The sequence below is a fragment of the Pseudocalidococcus azoricus BACA0444 genome, assembly GCF_031729055.1.
Classification (GTDB): Bacteria; Cyanobacteriota; Cyanobacteriia; order Thermosynechococcales; family Thermosynechococcaceae; genus Pseudocalidococcus; species Pseudocalidococcus azoricus.
On the sequence record NZ_JAVMIP010000017.1, the window covers coordinates 36,192 to 53,502 of the forward strand.

12 protein-coding genes, 2 tRNA genes and 1 pseudogene are annotated in these 17,311 nt (G+C 48.7%); 9 read left to right on the forward strand and 6 right to left on the reverse strand.

The window, feature by feature from the left end; all coding sequences use genetic code 11:
• Positions 1-42: 42 nt before the first annotated feature.
• On the reverse strand, positions 43-705 hold the full coding sequence (locus RIF25_RS13575; protein ID WP_322879071.1) for a hypothetical protein: 663 nt from the start codon (positions 703-705) through the stop codon (positions 43-45).
• 360 nt (positions 706-1,065) lie between these two features.
• Here RIF25_RS13575 and RIF25_RS13580 point away from each other — a divergent pair, with 360 nt between their 5' ends.
• From RIF25_RS13580 to RIF25_RS13600, 6 genes and pseudogenes are all read left to right on the forward strand, one after another.
• The gene (locus tag RIF25_RS13580; RefSeq protein WP_322879072.1) at positions 1,066-1,890 is read left to right on the forward strand and encodes an acyl-CoA desaturase; all 825 of its coding nucleotides are present in this window, start codon (positions 1,066-1,068) and stop codon (positions 1,888-1,890) included.
• Positions 1,891-1,949: 59 nt separating this feature from the next.
• On the forward strand, positions 1,950-2,834 hold the full coding sequence (locus RIF25_RS13585) for an SDR family oxidoreductase (protein ID WP_322879073.1): 885 nt from the start codon (positions 1,950-1,952) through the stop codon (positions 2,832-2,834).
• Between the two features lie 20 nt (positions 2,835-2,854).
• A tRNA-Arg gene (locus RIF25_RS13590) sits at positions 2,855-2,928 on the forward strand.
• 768 nt (positions 2,929-3,696) lie between these two features.
• Entirely contained in the window at positions 3,697-3,876 is a 180-nt protein-coding gene (locus tag RIF25_RS17365; protein ID WP_407682425.1) for a transposase, read from the forward strand.
• Positions 3,877-3,976: 100 nt separating this feature from the next.
• Positions 3,977-4,087, forward strand: a pseudogene (locus RIF25_RS13595) (IS982 family transposase); the annotation flags it as partial.
• Between the two features lie 40 nt (positions 4,088-4,127).
• Positions 4,128-4,955 carry an IS5 family transposase gene (locus tag RIF25_RS13600; RefSeq protein ID WP_322879074.1) on the forward strand — a complete coding sequence of 276 codons (828 nt, stop codon included), beginning with the start codon at positions 4,128-4,130 and terminating at the stop codon, positions 4,953-4,955.
• A gap of 287 nt (positions 4,956-5,242) precedes the next feature.
• Here the strand turns inward: RIF25_RS13600 and gltB are convergent, their stop codons facing one another.
• Positions 5,243-9,868: a glutamate synthase large subunit gene (gene gltB / locus RIF25_RS13605; protein WP_322879075.1), complete on the reverse strand. Its 4,626-nt coding sequence runs from the start codon at positions 9,866-9,868 to the stop codon at positions 5,243-5,245.
• Between the two features lie 469 nt (positions 9,869-10,337).
• Here gltB and RIF25_RS13610 point away from each other — a divergent pair, with 469 nt between their 5' ends.
• The 3 genes from RIF25_RS13610 to RIF25_RS13620 all read left to right on the forward strand — a co-directional run bounded on the left by RIF25_RS13610 (position 10,338) and on the right by RIF25_RS13620 (position 12,757).
• Positions 10,338-11,672: an alkaline phosphatase PhoX gene (locus RIF25_RS13610; RefSeq protein ID WP_322879076.1), complete on the forward strand. Its 1,335-nt coding sequence runs from the start codon at positions 10,338-10,340 to the stop codon at positions 11,670-11,672.
• A gap of 80 nt (positions 11,673-11,752) precedes the next feature.
• Positions 11,753-12,277 (forward strand): SMC-Scp complex subunit ScpB, encoded by a 525-nt coding sequence (scpB, locus tag RIF25_RS13615; protein ID WP_322879077.1) that lies wholly within the window; start codon positions 11,753-11,755, stop codon positions 12,275-12,277.
• Positions 12,278-12,283: 6 nt separating this feature from the next.
• The gene (locus RIF25_RS13620) at positions 12,284-12,757 is read left to right on the forward strand and encodes a DUF4079 domain-containing protein (RefSeq protein ID WP_322879078.1); all 474 of its coding nucleotides are present in this window, start codon (positions 12,284-12,286) and stop codon (positions 12,755-12,757) included.
• A 68-nt stretch (positions 12,758-12,825) separates the two neighbouring features.
• Here RIF25_RS13620 and cbiD read toward each other — a convergent pair whose 3' ends face one another.
• From cbiD to rpsF, 4 genes are all read right to left on the reverse strand, one after another.
• On the reverse strand, positions 12,826-13,947 hold the full coding sequence (cbiD, locus tag RIF25_RS13625) for a cobalt-precorrin-5B (C(1))-methyltransferase CbiD (protein ID WP_322879079.1): 1,122 nt from the start codon (positions 13,945-13,947) through the stop codon (positions 12,826-12,828).
• 30 nt (positions 13,948-13,977) lie between these two features.
• On the reverse strand, positions 13,978-15,714 hold the full coding sequence (locus RIF25_RS13630; protein ID WP_322879080.1) for an EAL domain-containing response regulator: 1,737 nt from the start codon (positions 15,712-15,714) through the stop codon (positions 13,978-13,980).
• Between the two features lie 818 nt (positions 15,715-16,532).
• Positions 16,533-16,606 (reverse strand) — tRNA-Arg (locus RIF25_RS13635).
• 293 nt (positions 16,607-16,899) lie between these two features.
• Positions 16,900-17,208, reverse strand: a complete 309-nt coding sequence (gene rpsF / locus RIF25_RS13640) for a 30S ribosomal protein S6 (protein WP_407682426.1) — start codon at positions 17,206-17,208, stop codon at positions 16,900-16,902.
• Positions 17,209-17,311 lie beyond the last annotated feature (103 nt).

Genomic DNA, 17,311 nt, shown 5'->3' on the forward strand with positions numbered 1-17,311 from the left:
TACAGACTAAAGAACCAGGACATCAAGTCTTGGGAAAGTTAATTAGCCGGGATAGAACAATTTTCCTTGTTGACAGATCGGGGCTGGGCGTTGGGTGAGGCTGGGGCGATGAATGGGGATGCCATTGACGATAATGCTGTTGTTGGGAAAGGTTGTTGTAGAACGGATTACGAGCAAGCCACAGGCATTGGTGCTAAGACTGCGGGTTTGAGGCAGATTCACATAGGCGACCTCCACCTTGGCCTGGGGTGCAAAACCACCCATATAGGCATCCATGTTGTAGCGACGGGGATTGCGAAATAGCTCGACAGTGGCATTCATCCCTTTTTCACATTTGGGCGGGGGGCCTGGAGGCAAGATATTCAGGGCAAAGGTGCGCTGGCCAATTTGAAACACCGTTTGGGGTGAAGCAGGCCAGGCCGTAGAATGACTCAAACGAATCACGCCGCAGCCATTGGCCAGGACTGAGCGAACTTTGGGTAACTGAGGATAGGCTACCGTAACTTTTTCTTCGGGTTGCCAGCCAGGCCACATGATGTCCCCGTTGGGAGTTTGAAAAGGGGTTCTTGGGGGGTTTCGCTGGGCTGTTATTGGAGGAAGCGGAGCCAGCCCCCAGAGGATTAGGGCCAAGGTGATCCCCCAGGAAATATACCTCGGTTGCTGAGGAAATTTTTGCGGGGTGACATCTTCAGTATTGATCTTCAAGATTTTGACTCCTCAAGCCAGCGCAATCGACATCCCGGGAAACAGTATGGTTAAGCTAGTCTTCTCCTGGATCGAAATAGAGATTAGCTGATTCGCACTTGGATTCATGACGTTTTAGTATTTTTTAGCCAAGAGTGAAACCAAGATCATTATGTATCAAGAAATTTAATAAAGAATTAATAATGTCCCATCGGGCGGTTAAGGACTGAATTCACGGGGTTATTTGGCTCTTCAGGACGCAATCGGCATCAAGAGGGGGGCTAGTTTTCTTGACTTAAACCCCAAACTGAGGAAATGATCTAAAAGAGGTTTCTACTGTCTTTGTGGAGTGAAGCCCTACGTTACTATTGAGATTTCTGCATGACCCTTGCCACTTACGTTAAACCACCGATTTCCTGGCCTGTTGTCGGGTTTATGGTTTTATTACATCTTTCTCTTTTGCTAGTATTTATTCCAGGGATGTTTAGTTGGACAGGGGTTGGGTTAGCCTTAATCCTCCACTGGGTGACAGCTGGCCTGGGAATTACCCTGGGGTGGCATCGCCTACTCACGCATCGGAGTTTCCAAGTTCCCAAATGGCTGGAGTATATTTTGGTCTTCTTGGGAACCTTATCAATGCAGGGCGGGCCGATTTGGTGGGTTGGCTTACATCGGCATCATCACCTCTACTCTGATCAAGCGGTGGATCACCATGATTCTTGCAAGGGCTTCTGGTGGAGTCATTTTGAGTGGATGTTACGAGATGTGCCGGCTGAAGCAGAAATTCCTAAGTTTACCAAAGACATTGCCGATGACCCGTTTTATCGCTTCTTAGATGAAAATTTTGTGATGATTCAGGTGGCCTTTGCGATTCTCCTGTACTTTGTTGGCGGTTGGCAGTTTGTTGTCTGGGGGGTCTTGGTGCGCCTAGTGACGGTATATCACACCACATGGTTGGTCAATAGTGCCACCCATAAGTTTGGTTATCGGACGTTTGACAGTGCTGACCGTTCAACCAATTGCTGGTGGGTGGCCCTTTTAACCTTTGGTGAGGGTTGGCACAATAATCACCATGCTTATCAGTATTCGGCTCGCCACGGTCTGCGCTGGTGGGAAATTGATTTAACCTGGATGACCATTCAGTTTTTGCAGTTCTTGGGGTTGGCTAAGAAAGTGCGTTTAATTGAAGTTCCTGTGACAGAGTAGGACTGGTTGATCCTGGTTATTATTCTTATGACTGACCAGGCCTGGGGTAGTGAACAACCATGCGCGTTTTGATCTTGGGGTGTGGCTACACGGGAACTACTCTGGCGCAGTGGTTAAGACAGCAAGGAATTCCGGTAGCTGTCACAAATCGGTTAGGGCAGTTACCGCCGGAGTTAGGGGATTTAGAAATTCCCTGTTATCCCTTGGATGTCCAGGCCAATGGTCAAGTAACCTCCCTTGATCCAAAGGTGTTTGATAGTATCACCCATGTTCTCAGTAGTATTCCCCCCCTCCGTTCGGGTCAGGATTTAGTCCTAGATCAGCTTTTACTAGTGCTGCAAGGGTTGGATTTGGCCTGGTTTGGTTATTTGTCCACCACTGGAGTCTATGGAGACTGTCAAGGGGCCTGGGTTGAGGAGACGCGTCCGGTCAATCCCCAAAATGCTCGCTCATCCCATCGTGTCCAAGCGGAAGTAGGCTTTTTGGAGTCGGGTTTACCGGCCCACATTTTCCGGCTTTCGGGGATTTACGGGCCGGGGCCTGGTCGGAATATTTTTGAGCGGCTACGTTCGGGAAAGGCCCAACATATTATTCGACCCGGCCATGTTTTTTCCCGTGTTCATGTGGCTGATATTGTCCAAACTCTTTGGTGTTCGATGACCAAGCCCAGGCCTGGGGAAATTTACAATGTTGCTGATGATTTGCCCACTGAGTCAAGTAATTTAATTCTTCAGGCCTGCTCTCTGATGGGGATAGAGCCGCCGCCAGCCATTCTCTGGGAAGAGGCGAATCTCAGTCCCATGGCCGCATCCTTTTGGCAAGAGTCGCGCCGAGTCAGTAATTTTAAGATTAAATCTCAGTTGGGGGTAGAGCTATTTTTTCCCACCTACAAAGAGGGCCTGGTGAGTATCTACAATGCCTATCCAACAGGGAAAGCCATCTGATACAATAAAGATTCTCGATTGGGCTTGTAGCTTAGTGGATTAGAGCGGCTGACTACGGATCAGCAGGTCGGGGGTTCGAGTCCCTCCAAGCCCGTCAAATAATAATCTGAGAAATCTGAGAATGTCTATCAAATATTACTGGTAAAGGGTGTTAGCCTTATTAGTTGTCTCAATCAGTCTCATTTTGTTTAGGGTAAGTGGGGGTGAGTTTAAGGGTAATTCCCCCGATAGTGAAGGGAGCTACCCCCAATGCTGACAGAACTAGCTATCCGTAAGGCAAAAGGGACTGAGAAACCCCAAAAGCTATTTAATGGCGGTGGGTTATTTCTAGAAGTGCCACCATGGGGTAATCATAATTAGCAACGGCATTTCAAGTATTGCTATAGCAGACAGTAATGATCTGTGAGATTAGTCCAAGGTTATTTGTGTCTGATAAATTTTAACTTAACTCTAGGATTAAAGAAGAGCTACTCTTTACGAAGGGTAGTAATGATCAAACAGTCTCACGAATGAAGACGGACTGCTATAGCCCAGTTTTTATGCATTGACACCGGACAATAAAAATGCTTGTTTCCACTTAGTATAGACTGAAGGTCGTGCGTAGCAAAATCCGGATGAAACCTGGAGTAGAGCCATGATTTCTGAATGAGTACATCCTTACAATGTCATCTTGACCGCTAGGGCACGCTTCATTTCTCTTGAATCTAGGCATGTATCTATAAATTGATTGCGTTCATCCATAGGGTTATCCAAGACATATTCTTATCCTCTCATATTTGAAAACGGATTGCTATATACAATCACCAGTTAATTGCCCCCTTAGTTTTTTCAGGGTCATGCAATCGACTTTTAATAAATTTTAATAAAAGAGTGGTTCAAAACCAAGTTGTTACCTCAACTTAAACCCAACACTAAAATTATCTTAGATAATGCCTCTTTTCATAAAAGACAAGACTTAGAACAAGTAATTGAAGAAGCGCATTGTCAACTCTGGTATTTGCCTAAATATTCACCAGACCTCAATCCAATCGAACGTTGTTGATCTACATTAAAGAATAGCATGAAGAAATCGCTAAATGCCTTTGATTCGATTCATGAATGTGTAAATAATGCATTTATAAATAGTCCTATAGTAATTGGGTAGTTCTATAGAGCACTCTCGACATCGTAGTCCCCTAAATTTCTGTGTCAATCTCATTTGTGGACTAATTGCCTATGCTCACCAACCCAAGAAGCCTGCTTTTGTTCGCTAGAGCGTGTTATGCACTTTAAGGAAAGTGAAGAGGCGAGGTAATGAACAGAGCACCCTACCCCACCGATGTCAGCGATGAAGAATGGAGGTTTGTTGCCCCCTACCTAACATTGATGAGCGAGGATGCCCCGCAACGGAATCATAGTCTCAGAGAAGTCTTTAACGGCTTACGCTGGCTGGTTCGCTCGGGCGGTGCATGGCAATTGATGCCCCATGATTTACCTCCTTGGGCTGTTGTGTACCAGCAAACTCAACGCTGGTTAAAAGCAGGGGTATTTGACGCTATTGTTCATGATGTGAGAGCGTTACTGAGGCTTGCGGATGGGCGTAACGAACAGCCATCTGCCGTAATACTTGATAGTCGAACCTTGCAATCTACTCCGGACAGTGGGGGGCGAGCCGGATATGACGGGGCAAAACGGAAGAAAGGGAGTAAAGTCCATATTGCTGTTGATACATTAGGGCATTTATTAGCTTTGGTCGTGACACCTGGGAATGTAGAGCTTTGCTCGTTAGCAGAACAAGACCGGGATCAAGTCAAAGACTTAGCTCAGCAGGTACAGGCGGTAACAGGTGAGAGTGTAGAGATGGCCCTTGTTGACCAGGGGTATACCGGAGAGAAACCCGCTGAAGATGCAGCAGCAGTGGGGATTCAGTTACATGTCCTAAAACTCCCGCAAGCCAAGAAAGGATTTATTTTGCTACCCCGACGATGGGTCGTAGAGCGGAGTTTTGCCTGGGTTGGCCGGTTCAGACGCTTAGCCAGAGACTATGAACGATTAGGTGATACTTTGGCGGGACTCCATCTTGTGGCTTGTTCAATTCTGATGCTAAGTCGTTTTGCCCAACTCACCATTCAAAGTGCATAACACCTTCTAAGCTCCTTATCCCGAACTGACGTTAATTAAGTAATCTACAAATGTTAATTTGTCTTGATCCCGAGGGGAGCCAGTAAATTGCGTTTGGGGTTTGATTAAGATATTTTTGGATCAGCTGATGGCAGGTAATGTCTGAGAATACCCCCATGAAGGCGAAATCATTAGTCATAGCCCTCTATTCACTAGTTCTGGTATGACAACATCATGATGATGAATGGCTATCGTTAGTCAAAATAGCAGTACCTTTTTAAGAAGAGATTAAGGAATAGCGATCAAGACTAAGTGACTGGGTTGAGAATCTTCTCCTCGCTAGCAACAACTTCCGGGCTATTGGCTTCCGAGGGTGGAACTACTTGCCAAAACTTGCCCAGATAATCTACCCAATTGGCTAATATGGCTTTGGCCTTGGGGCTGCCTGTGCGCTCGGCATGGGCCTGGAGCAGTTCCAGGAGTTGTTGTTCACCGACCACCGAACTAATCCGTTGCAGCTTGACAATTTCCGGGTTCATTTTCGCCGTAAGACTGCCATCCTCATCGAGAATATAGGCCAGGCCCCCGGTCATCCCCGCCCCGACATTCCGACCCACTTGACCGAGAACCACGACGACACCACCAGTCATATATTCACAACAGTGATCACCCACTCCTTCTACAACGGCATAGGCTTTAGAATTGCGCACCGCAAACCGTTCGCCGGCCTGGCCATTGGCAAACAGATACCCCCCCGTGGCCCCATAGAGACAGGTATTGCCAACAATCACGTTACCTGCCGCCGCATAGGGAGCATTGGCCAAGGGTTTGATGATAATTTCTCCGCCGTGCATCCCTTTCCCGACATAATCGTTGGCTTCTCCAGTCAAGTTGAGGATCATCCCCGGTAAGTTGAAGGCTCCAAAGCTCTGGCCTGCTGCTCCGGTAAAGTTGAGGTTCAGTTGCCCCGTAAAGCCTGTATTTCCATGCTGTTTGGCAATGATTCCCGCAACCCGCGCCCCAACAGTTCGGTCGGTATTGACAATCTCTAAATCAAGACTGGCTTCCTGATGGTTTGCAATGGCGGCTTGAATGGTCGGATTGGCGAGAATGGTGTCATCCAAAACAGGGCCGTTACTGTGGACGGTTTCATGGGTTAACCAGGCCCGGTCGGTGCGGGAATCTGGCAATTGGGTGAGGCAATCAAGATTGACGGCTTTGGTTTTGCTCAAACTGACATCAGCCCGAGGCACCAGCAAATCAGAGCGACCGACGACTTCGATCAGGGATTTGTAGCCTAATTTTGCCAAAATTGAACGAACTTCTTCGGCAATGAACAGAAAGAAATTAACCACGTGTTCTGGCAGACCGGTAAAGCGTTTCCGTAATTCTTCTTTTTGGGTGGCGACTCCGACCGGACAGTTATTGGTATGACAAATCCGGGCCATAATGCAGCCCTCAGCAATCATCGCAATCGAGCCAAAGCCAAATTCTTCGGCCCCCATCAGCGCGCCCATGATCACATCCCAACCGGACTTGAGGCCGCCGTCCACCCGAAGAATGACCCGATCCCGGAGTTGATTTTCCATTAGCACCCGATGCACTTCCGACAGGCCCAATTCCCACGGACTCCCGGCGTGTTTAATCGAACTGAGGGGAGATGCCCCGGTGCCACCGTCATGTCCAGAGATTTGAATAATATCGGCGTTGGCTTTGGCGACCCCGGCCGCAATCGTCCCAATTCCGACTTCGGCCACCAGTTTGACGGAAACTTGGGCGTTGGGATTGATTTGATGCAGGTCAAAAATCAGTTGGGAGAGGTCTTCGATGGAGTAAATATCATGGTGCGGCGGTGGTGAAATTAAGGAAACACCAGGCTTGGACTTCCGCAACATGGCGATATAGGGGCTGACTTTCGGGCCTGGGAGTTGGCCGCCTTCACCGGGTTTTGCGCCTTGGGCAATCTTGATCTCAATTTGCTTGGCATTCATTAAATATTCAGGCGTGACCCCAAACCGGCCAGAAGCCACCTGTTTAATCGCAGAACTGGCCGTATCCCCGTTCCGTAAGCCGGCCAAGTGGGGCAATAAATCCGAGTGACCTTCACCATCCACATCCACCAGGACTTTGAACCGGATCGGATCTTCGCCCCCTTCACCGGAGTTTGATTTACCCCCGAGACGGTTCATGGCAATGGCCAGGACTTCATGGGCTTCCCGCGATAAGGCTCCCAAGGACATCCCACCGGTGCAGAAGCGCTTGACAATGTCCGTGGCGGATTCGACTTCCTCTAAGGCAATGGGTTGGCGGTCACTCTTGAATTCGAGTAAATCCCGTAAAGCTGTCGGAATCCGGCCCGTGAGTTGTTGGCGATAAACTTCGTAATGGTCATAGCTTTGGGCTGCTACGGCTTTATGCAGGGCCTTGGCCATTTCCGGGTTGTTCATGTGGTATTCGCCACCCGGCCGGTACTGGACAAAGCCAAAGTTTTGCAGTTTTTTTGCCGTTAGTTCGGGGAAAGCCTGTTGATGGAACGCCATAACTTCTTGAGCCAAATCGCTGACGGTTAAGCCACCCACCCGTGAAGTGGTGCCAACAAAGCCTAAATTCAAGAGTTCTGGGCCAATGCCGATGGCTTCAAAAATCTGCGCCCCTTGGTAACTGGTGATCAGAGAAATCCCCATTTTGGAGAGGATCTTGAGCAACCCGTCTTCAATGGCTTTGCGATACCTGGCCTGGGCCGTGGTCAGATCAATTTTGGCGACTTTACCTTTCTCCATCAGGTTTTGGGTGCGCTCACTGTGCCACCACTGCCGGATTGTTTCCCAGGCCATGTAGGGACAGACTGCGGCCACGCCATAGCCAATCAAACAGGCAAAATGATGGGTACTCCAGGCCTGGGCCGTTTCGACCACAATGGAGGTTTTCCGGCGCAATCCTTGGGCAATTAAATGATGGTGGACAGCCCCAGCAGCCAATAGAGGGGGAATATAGGTGGTTTCAGCGGTGAGAAGTTGTGGCTCTCCAGTAGCGTTAACCCGATCTGACAAGACCAGAATTTCGGCCCCCGCTTTGACCAGTTCATCGGCCCGCAAACAGAGAGCTTCAATTGCCATTTTCAAGCCATCGGGCCCGGCTGCCACTGCAAATAGGGTACTCAAGCGCGCCGCATGGAACTCGGAATTGAGAATTTTCTCTAACTCTTGTTCGTTTAGCAGGGGGGAATTCAGTTTATAGAGTTTGGCAAATTCTGGTTTTTCATCCAGCAAGTTACCGCGCCCACCCAATTGAGTCGTTAAGGACATGACCAGTTTTTCCCGCAGGGGGTCAATGGGGGGGTTGGTGACTTGGGCAAAGCGTTGTTTGAAATAGTCGTAAAGCAGGTGGGGTTTGGGCGAGAGGACAGCCAGTGGAATATCATCCCCCATACAGAAGGTCGGTTCTTTGCCCTCCTGGGCCATGGCCTCAATCACCATTTCCACATCTTCGGCCCCGTAGCCAAACGCGGTTTGTTGTTGCAGGGATTGGGCTTTAGTTAGAGTTGGGGTTTCCAGATAGGGTTGGGCTGCGAGTTCTTGGCGGTGGGCCTGGAGCCATTGGCCATAGGGTTGATGTTGGGCCACCCGTTGCTTAATGGTCCAGTTGGTCAACAGCTCATTGGTGGTTAAATCGACAGCAATCATTTGCCCAGGCCCCAAGCGACCTTTTTCTAGCACCTGGGTTTCATCTACGGGAATTACGCCAGCCTCAGACGCGACAATCACCAGGCCATCTTTGAGTAACGTATAGCGGGCCGGCCGCAGACCATTCCGATCTAAATTAGCCCCAACGACATTGCCATCACTAAAGACCACCAAGGCCGGGCCATCCCACCCTTCTTGCAAGCCGCTGTAGTATTCGTAAAAATCCGTAATTTCCGGATGATCTGCTAAGTCCGGTTGATTTTTATAGGCCTCGGGAATCAACATCATCATGGCCTGGAAGGGGGCGCGACCCGATTGCACCAACAGTTCAAAGGCATTATCCAAGTTGGCCGAGTCGCTGTTTTCCGGATTGACGATGGGTTTGAGTTCTTTGAGCGATTCCCCCCAGGCCGGACTGGCTAACTGACCTTCGCGGGCCCGCATCCAGTTGACATTACCGAGGAGGGTGTTGATTTCACCGTTGTGACCTAAAAACCGCATCGGTTGGGCGAGGGGCCATTTGGGCATCGTGTTGGTGCTAAAGCGGCGGTGATAGATGGCAAAGGTGGTTTCGTAGGCCGGGTTTTGTAAGTCTAGGTAGAACTGCCCTAGGACAACTGAGCGCACCATGCCTTTATAAACAATGGTTTTATGGGAAAAAGAGCAAACATAGAAATCCCGCCCCCAGTCGGCATGAAATTCGGCCACAGCCCGCTCCATCCGTTTCCGCGTCAGATACAACAGCCGCTCCAGTTCTGTGCCAGTAGATTCAGCCGCGACAAACAACTGTTCAATCATCGGTTGATTTTGCCGGGCCAATACACCTAAAACATCCGGCTGCACGGGAACAGGTCGCCATCCCAAAAGCTTCAACCCAGAATTTGCTAATACTTGGGCAATGGCAGTCTTGGCCTGGGCTACGGCCTCTGGATTAGCCGGAAAAAAGACCATCCCCACCCCAATGTTGGCCGGATCAAAATTGGTAATCCAATCCCCAAACAAGCCCCAGGGAATCGCCGTCATCACCCCAGCCCCATCACCGGAATCTTGATCGGCACTACAGGCCCCGCGGTGTTCTAAACAGGTCAATCCCGTCAAGGCCTGCTCGAGAATGCTATGACTAGCCAATCCCTTTTGATGGGCGACAAACCCCACACCGCAAGCATCTCGTTCTTCGACTAACCAAGGTTGACCAGCGTATCCAGCGGCAGAAGATTGAGTTAAGGCAGAAGTGGAGAAGGGGCTATGCATGGCAGTCAACGGGTAGGAATTAAGCATATTAGGGTGAGTGAATTTAGATAATGCCACACTCAGGCAATGACGGGCTAGACAAAGACAGAAAAAGACTCTGAATGACCACATCTGGGGTTTCAACAGAGTAATAGAGTTGTCTGGGATTGTGCGGACTAAAATCGGGTCAGTAGGTCAGACGTAAACTCTATCAGCCAAACGTTCTGGGGGCAAAGAGTTTCCGGGGCAGCTAAATGAACAAACCAGGAACTAAACCAGCAGAACTCATCGGCAAAAAGAGTTGTTGTTAATCTATGACGTAATTAGGTCTGTCTCGCATTGCTATTATAGGGGTTTTACCTTCGGAAATGGGCTGATGTGTTCCCGATAACTAATCTAAAGGAGTAAACATTGCTAAGATTTGTTAGGGATTTCAGACATTAGTGCCCCATTGTCACGCCCCCCTAAGGCCAATCATTTGGAACGCTTTATGAGTTTATCTCGCCGTCATCTCCTCACCTTGGGTGCGCTTTCAACTGGAGCCGCCCTATTTCCCCAGGGGTTAAGAAAACTTTATGCCAGGGCGGAGGCTGGACAAACGGTGCAAGGGACTGGTTTTGGCCCCCTCATTAAAGATCCCCAAGGCATTCTGGATTTACCAGCAGGGTTTCAATATCGGGTTTTCTCCAAATTAGGGCAGCGGATGAGTGATGGGAATCCAGTTCCGTCTTTGCATGATGGGATGGCTGCCTTTCCCGGCCCCAACGGCACAACAATTTTAATCCGCAACCATGAAGTCTATCCCGGTCTCCCCTCTGCCTATCAAGCTGTCCTTGCCCCCAACCCCTTGAAGTATGACAGCCTCTGTCCGGGGGGAACCACAACCCTCGTTGTCAGCCCACAGCGGGAACTGGTCAAGGATTTTGTTTCTTTGGCCGGAACCTATCGTAATTGTGCTGGGGGAACTACACCTTGGGGGTCTTGGATTAGTTGCGAGGAAAATACCGCCACCCCAGCTACCCCTGGTCAACATGGGCCGGTTAACAAGCCCCACGGCTATAACTTTGAAGTCCCCATCAGTGCCACTGGCCCGGTGCAGCCAATCCCCCTGAAAGCGATGGGCCGGTTTCAGCATGAAGCGATTGCGGTGGATCCGAAAACCAACATTATTTATCAAACCGAGGATCGGGGCGATAGCTTGTTTTATCGGTTTATTCCTAAGCAGGTGGGGAATCTCCAGGCCGGGGGTGAATTACAAGCTCTACGGATCAAGGGTTATCCCAAAAGCAATACCCGGGATGGCTTTCCACAGCAGCGATTTTTTGAGGTGGATTGGGTGACAATTTCAGATCCGGATCCTCAGGTGGATTCGGTGCGTCATCAGGGATTTGACTTGGGGGCAGCTCAGTTTACCCGGGGTGAAGGAATTTGTTACAGCAATGGGGAAATCTTCTTTACGGCCACCAGTGGGGGGGACAAACGCCTCGGGCAAATTTGGCGCTATCGGCCGGGGGCAACTACAGATCAAGGGGGCAGTTTAGAACTCTTTGTGGAATCCCCTGGTAAAGATGTTCTGGATTACCCTGATAACCTGATTATGGCTCCCTTTGGGGATTTGATTGTCTGTGAAGACGGTCAGGACAGTACGAATCGGCTGGTGGGAATTACTCCCCAAGGTAAAATCTATCCCTTTGCCCACAATGCCCTAAATAGTCAAGAGCTGGCAGGTGTTTGCTTTTCTGCCGATGGTCAAACCATGTTTGTGAATATTTACCATCCCAGCATGACCTTAGCGATTTGGGGGCCGTGGTCGTCGCGAGGCTAGATAAGATTTGGATTGGATCAGGCCAGGCCTGGGCAAGCCATAATGAACGAATCATCTTCTCCAGTTTTTGGCCCGCGCCTATGGCCAGTCTGAAACCTTCTCCTTTTCAAGCATCTGCACCTGAAGAGTCCCCTTCCCTAGCGGCGCGTCTAGAAGCCATTTTGTATCTGAAGGGACAGCCCCTGAGCTTGGCTGATTTAGCGACCCATGCCCAATCGGATCGGGATACGGTGGAAGTCGCCTTGATGGATTTAATTGCCGACTACAGTCATCGGGATACGGCCTTAGAAATTGTTGAAACGGAATCTGGCTATAGTTTGCAGCTACGGCCCGCATTTCGGGAATTAGTCCAAACCTTAGTCCCGGTGGATTTGGGCTTGGCGGCCCAGCGGACGTTGGCCTTAGTTGCTTTGAAGGGGCCATTGTTGCAATCGGAGTTGGTGGAAATTCGCGGCTCCAGTACCTATCAACACATTCAAGACCTCCTGGAACTGGGGTTTATTAGTCGGCGGCGACCGTCCCAAGGGCGTTCCTATCAGGTACAAGTAACGGAGCGATTTTATCAGTATTTTCAAGTGGACAAACTCCCTGATTTAGACTCGTAATTCTTCATGTCATTTCTAATTGCCAAAATCAATCTGCCTTCGTTTCTCTGGTTGTGGCGCATTGCGGCCTGGTCAATGGGTGGGGTTTTATGCTGTTATCTTCTATTGACGATTTCCGGCCTGGGGTTGAGTTATACGCGTTTACAAAAAATCAAGCGGCCGAATGGTCTGAGATTCACCCATTTAATCTTTGGCACAGGCCTGGTTGGGTTAATTTTCTTGTTACTGATCATCGGCTTGATGGGCACTTACGGGTACTACGGTTCTCTCGGCCATTCCTGGCATTTATTAGCGGGGTTAATTGTGGTTGCTCTGGGTGTGGGTTCGGCCATCAGCGCGCTACAAATTCATCCCCAACGGGCCTGGGCCAGACCTTTGCATTTAAGCTTGAATGGCTTACTTTTGATGGCTTTGGGAATCGTGGCCTGGACGGGGTGGGCGGTTGTGCAAAAATATCTCCCAGAACGTTGGTGGCTATAGCATCTCGCCGCTTCAAAAAAATTGGGGATAGTAGCTCACCAAATCCTTTCGCAAGTGTACCAATCTGATTAACCCAGAATTTGAGTATGGATTGCCCGTCCTTGCTCTCCCCACGCAAAAAGTTGTCGCTGCCGATTAAACAGGACACAACCCACTTGGACTTGGACGCTGGTGTGATTGTAAATATAGGCCTGGGCGCGGGCTTCAATGGCATTCGTAATTTGGCTAAATACTTGCGTTGTCCAAGGCACTTGAGTGCTCAGGGTCAGGTCTTCGAGAATTTGATAAGCTGCTTCAATGGTGGGGGCCTGGAAAATGGCCTGTAGGGGTGCGCCAGTCAGGCCAAGTTGGGCACAGTGGGCGGTGAGGATTTCTTGGCGGGCATCGGCGAGGTGGTGATGGGTGTGGAAAATGCCACCCGCGAGTTTAATTAGTTTTCCGTGGTAGCCCCAGAGCAAGAGGGATTTTACGCCCTGTAGTCCAGCTTCAACTAAGAGGGGCCCGAGCCAATTCGCTGTTTTGACCTGGAGTTCTGGGGGAATCCCGGCTTTCGTGGCTAAGTCCAGGCCATTTTCACCAATACAAAAGACTAACTGTTTGGATGATTGGGCTTTTTGAATCAGGTCTTGGCGAAAGATATCGAGTTGTTCAGGGGCGCTGAGGGCCTGGGAAATCCCAGAGGTGCCCAGCAGAGATAAACCAGAGACAATACCAAAGGCTGGATTGGAAGTCCGCTCTCCTAAGGCTCTGCCCTCGGGGAGAATGATGGTGACAAAGATTTTCTGATCCTGACCCAGAACTTTTTGCAAGTTGTGGAGAAGGAGTTGCTGGGCATAGCTGTAAATGGCAGATTCCCCCGTGGCCTGGTTGATGCCAATCCCTTCACCCCCCTGAATTTTGATAGTTTCTCGTTGGCTTGCCCCCGCCCACTGCACCAGGCCCCAGATGGGCGTGTCTCTGGTTAAGTCTAGATTTGCACCCGGATTACTGTGGGTGATGGCTAAACTCATCTCCGACCCCAGGCCAGCCACCTGTTGAATCGGAATCTCGGCTGTTTGCTCAGGGTTGATTAACTCTAAAGTTACGGAGGTATCGGGCTGTTGGGTTTGTAACCATCGCAATGCCGCCACAGCCGCAGCACAGGCAAATACAGGCAATGTATAACCCGATTGGGATGAGAGAGAAGGCATAGGTTAAAAATTCCGGGGCTGTTCCAACCATCATGGCACTGTCAGGGGTGGGCCTGTGAGATATTTTTCCGCAACCATTGCCGCCGGAAGGGGCCGATCAAAGAAATATCCTTGTCCAAATTGACAGCCCAAGGCCAGTAAATAGGCTTGTTCAGATTCGGTTTCAATCCCTTCTGCTACCACATCCAGGCCCAGTTGTTGACTCAAGAGCATGATTGTCTTTACGACTTGATAGTTGGTGGTACTGGGGGTAATTCCGACAATGAAGCAGCGGTCAATTTTGAGGGTGTTAACCGGTAAACAGTGGAGATAACTCAGTGAAGAATAGCCAGTGCCAAAGTCATCAATACTAATTTGAATCTGACGGGCGCGTAGTTGTTGAGTTAAGGCAATTGTAGTTTCGGCATTTTCCATAATGCAAGTTTCCGTAATTTCCAACTTGACACAGGCTGGATTGACTTGAGTTTCCGAGATAATTTGATCAATATCATCCAGGAGTGTGGGACAGACAAACTGACGAATTGAAATATTAATGCCCATGGTTAGATCTGGATAACCTGACCGATGCCATTGCTGTAATTGTGCACAGGCCTGGCGAAGAATCAATAAACCAACTGGGACAATAAATCCTGTGGTTTCTAAGCAAGGAATAAATTCCCCAGGTGAGACCGTGCCGCGGTGGGGATGTTGCCAACGAATCAGAGCTTCAAAACCAGAAAGTTCTTGGGTTTGCAAATTAAAAATTGGTTGATAATAAATAGTAAATTCCTGACGATCTAAGGCCCGCTGTAGATCACTTTCTAAGGTCAGGCGGTGAACAATGGCCAGGTGCATCTGATGATCATAAATTTGATAACTGCCGCGTCCGTTTCCCTTGGCCTGGTACATAGCAATATCGGCATTTTTCAAAAGTTCTTCAGGCCCAAGAGTTGAACGATCAGAAAAGGTAATTCCCAGGGATGCTGTCATAAAGATCTCGGCATTCGGCAAGGAAAAGGGGGCCTGGAAGCTCTGTTGAATGTTCCGTAGAAATGGCATTAATTGGCTGGGGGAGGAAACATTTAACTTCAAATAGCAAAACTCATCTTCTCCCATGCGGGCTAACACATCCCCAGGCCTGAGTAATTGCTTTAAGCGCGCCGCAATGGCGGTTAATAACTGATCTCCTACTAAATACCCTAAAGAACCATTGACTAACTTAAATTCATCGCAATCTAAAATAATGAGGGCAAATTCTGCTGAGTTAGAGATTTGAATATTGTGGATGCTGCGGACTAGGGCGGTGCGACTGGGTAATTGAGTCAGGGGGTCTTGATTGATCATCTGTTGCAGATCTGCTGTCCGAGCCTGAACCGTCGCTTCAAGGGTGGCATTAAAGCTTGCTAAATCCTGATATTGCTGACGAATCCGTAACATAGATTGCACTCGCGCCCGTAACTCCATCCGGTTCACAGGTTTAGTCACAAAATCATCAGCACCAGCATCTAGGCAACGAAATAGATCCTGTTTACTACTGAGGGCGGTCACCATAATGATTGGTATGCCTTCCCATTGACTGGTTGCTTTAATCCGTTGACAGACTTCCAGGCCCTTTAAGCCCGGCATCATTAAATCCAACAGAATCAGATCAGGATTGTAGTGCTCCAGGCCAGAAAGAGCGGTTTGCCCATCAGCCGCATAATGGAGACAATGATCTTGATCGGCTAAATACATTTCAATCACGTCATAGTTATGCGGATCATCATCCACAATTAAGATGGTAGCCATAGTTGTCCCTGGAGGCGGCAGGTGAATATCGGCCTAGTTAAGGTTAGTATTACTCATCTGGTTTATAGTAGTCGATGTTTTCTGATGAATTTTCATAGTTTTAAGATTAACTAAAGAAATCCAATCCAGCAAGTTAATAATCGGTTGTCAGAGGGGAAAGAATCTGTAAGGCTGGAATTGCAGAGCGTGATAACTATACGCTTGGATACTTTTTCTTTATATCGTTCCATATCATTACAGTGATCACTCCAGAACCATTGAAGTCTTACCTGTAATTTTAATCTGTCAATTTTGATTAATGGTTGTTTAGAAGTGCGGCAAAGTACCAATGCCAGGCCCCTGATTTGATATTTAGCCAATCCTCAGGCCTTCAACGGTCTCTAATATTTTTGAATTGTAGTTTCAATATGCTTTTCATGCGATTGACTTAACCCTGTCGGATTACGATCAATTTTGCGACTACACCACCTTCTACAAATGTTGCCACGCTTGATCCTCTGCAGGGGTTAACGAATCTTCGGCTAGGCCAACTTCGCTTAAATGTGTTATCTCTAAATCTTCTCCCTACTAGTGGGGTGATGGAAGGGATTAATAAAATAATAAAATTAAGGTAATTAAGCATCAAGCGTATGGCTCTACAAATTTTAGGCATCTACCAATGGGCCTGATGGCTTGTTTTTCCCATTGGTCTTACCTATCACCCTCTTCCCAAGAGAGCCGATTTAATGTCTAATTATGACACTAAATGACAGTTGGGGAAAAGTAAAACAAAGCCCCCAAAAGGAGTCTGAGGGCTGAACACATTCATAGATCAGGGACGGGACTGGTGGGAGTCGAACCCACGGCCTAGCACTTAGGAGGCGCTCGCTCTATCCTGCTGAGCTACAGCCCCACATTCTCTATTGCTCACTATAGCGTTACACAGACTGCTCTGACTCATACAATCTTAGATATGGTGTCAGCAATAGACTATTGACCCGTTCCTAACCTAACCCTCAATGGGTAACGCTATCTGCCTCTTGAGGCGTTAAAGCTAAGACCTCAGATTCTAAAGATGGGTGATTTAGACCAGGCCAAGAACCCCCAACTGCCTGAGAGTGAATAACTTAGGCAAAAGCTGGATCAAGTTGAGGAGAAGTCGAGTACCTCAAGATAGCTGGTGGATCGCAGGTAATCAGGGTCAATTCAAGCTGCGTCTGCTTCTTCCGCTTCTACAGCAATCGTTAAAAAGCGAATGACTTCTTCACTCAAGCGCATGGCCCGCTCCATGACACTGATGGCCGTTCCCGACCCTTTGAAGTCAATTTGGATATATACCCCTTCTCGAAATTTTTTAATCGGATAGGCTAGGCGGCGTTTTCCGCGGTGTTGGATGGTAACCTCAGTAGCTCCTTGTTCTTGGAGAATAGTTTGGTATTGGAGAATGACCTGTTCCAACTGCTCATCAGAAAGATCAGGGCGAATGATATAAAGGGTTTCGTAGGTTTGGGGAATCATGATCGTTTGGTCTCCTTTTGGACTAGCGGCCGCTGATAAAAATCTACTTGAAGATAGATTATGGATTTTCAGCAGCAAGGTTTTCCCATGAACGGGATGC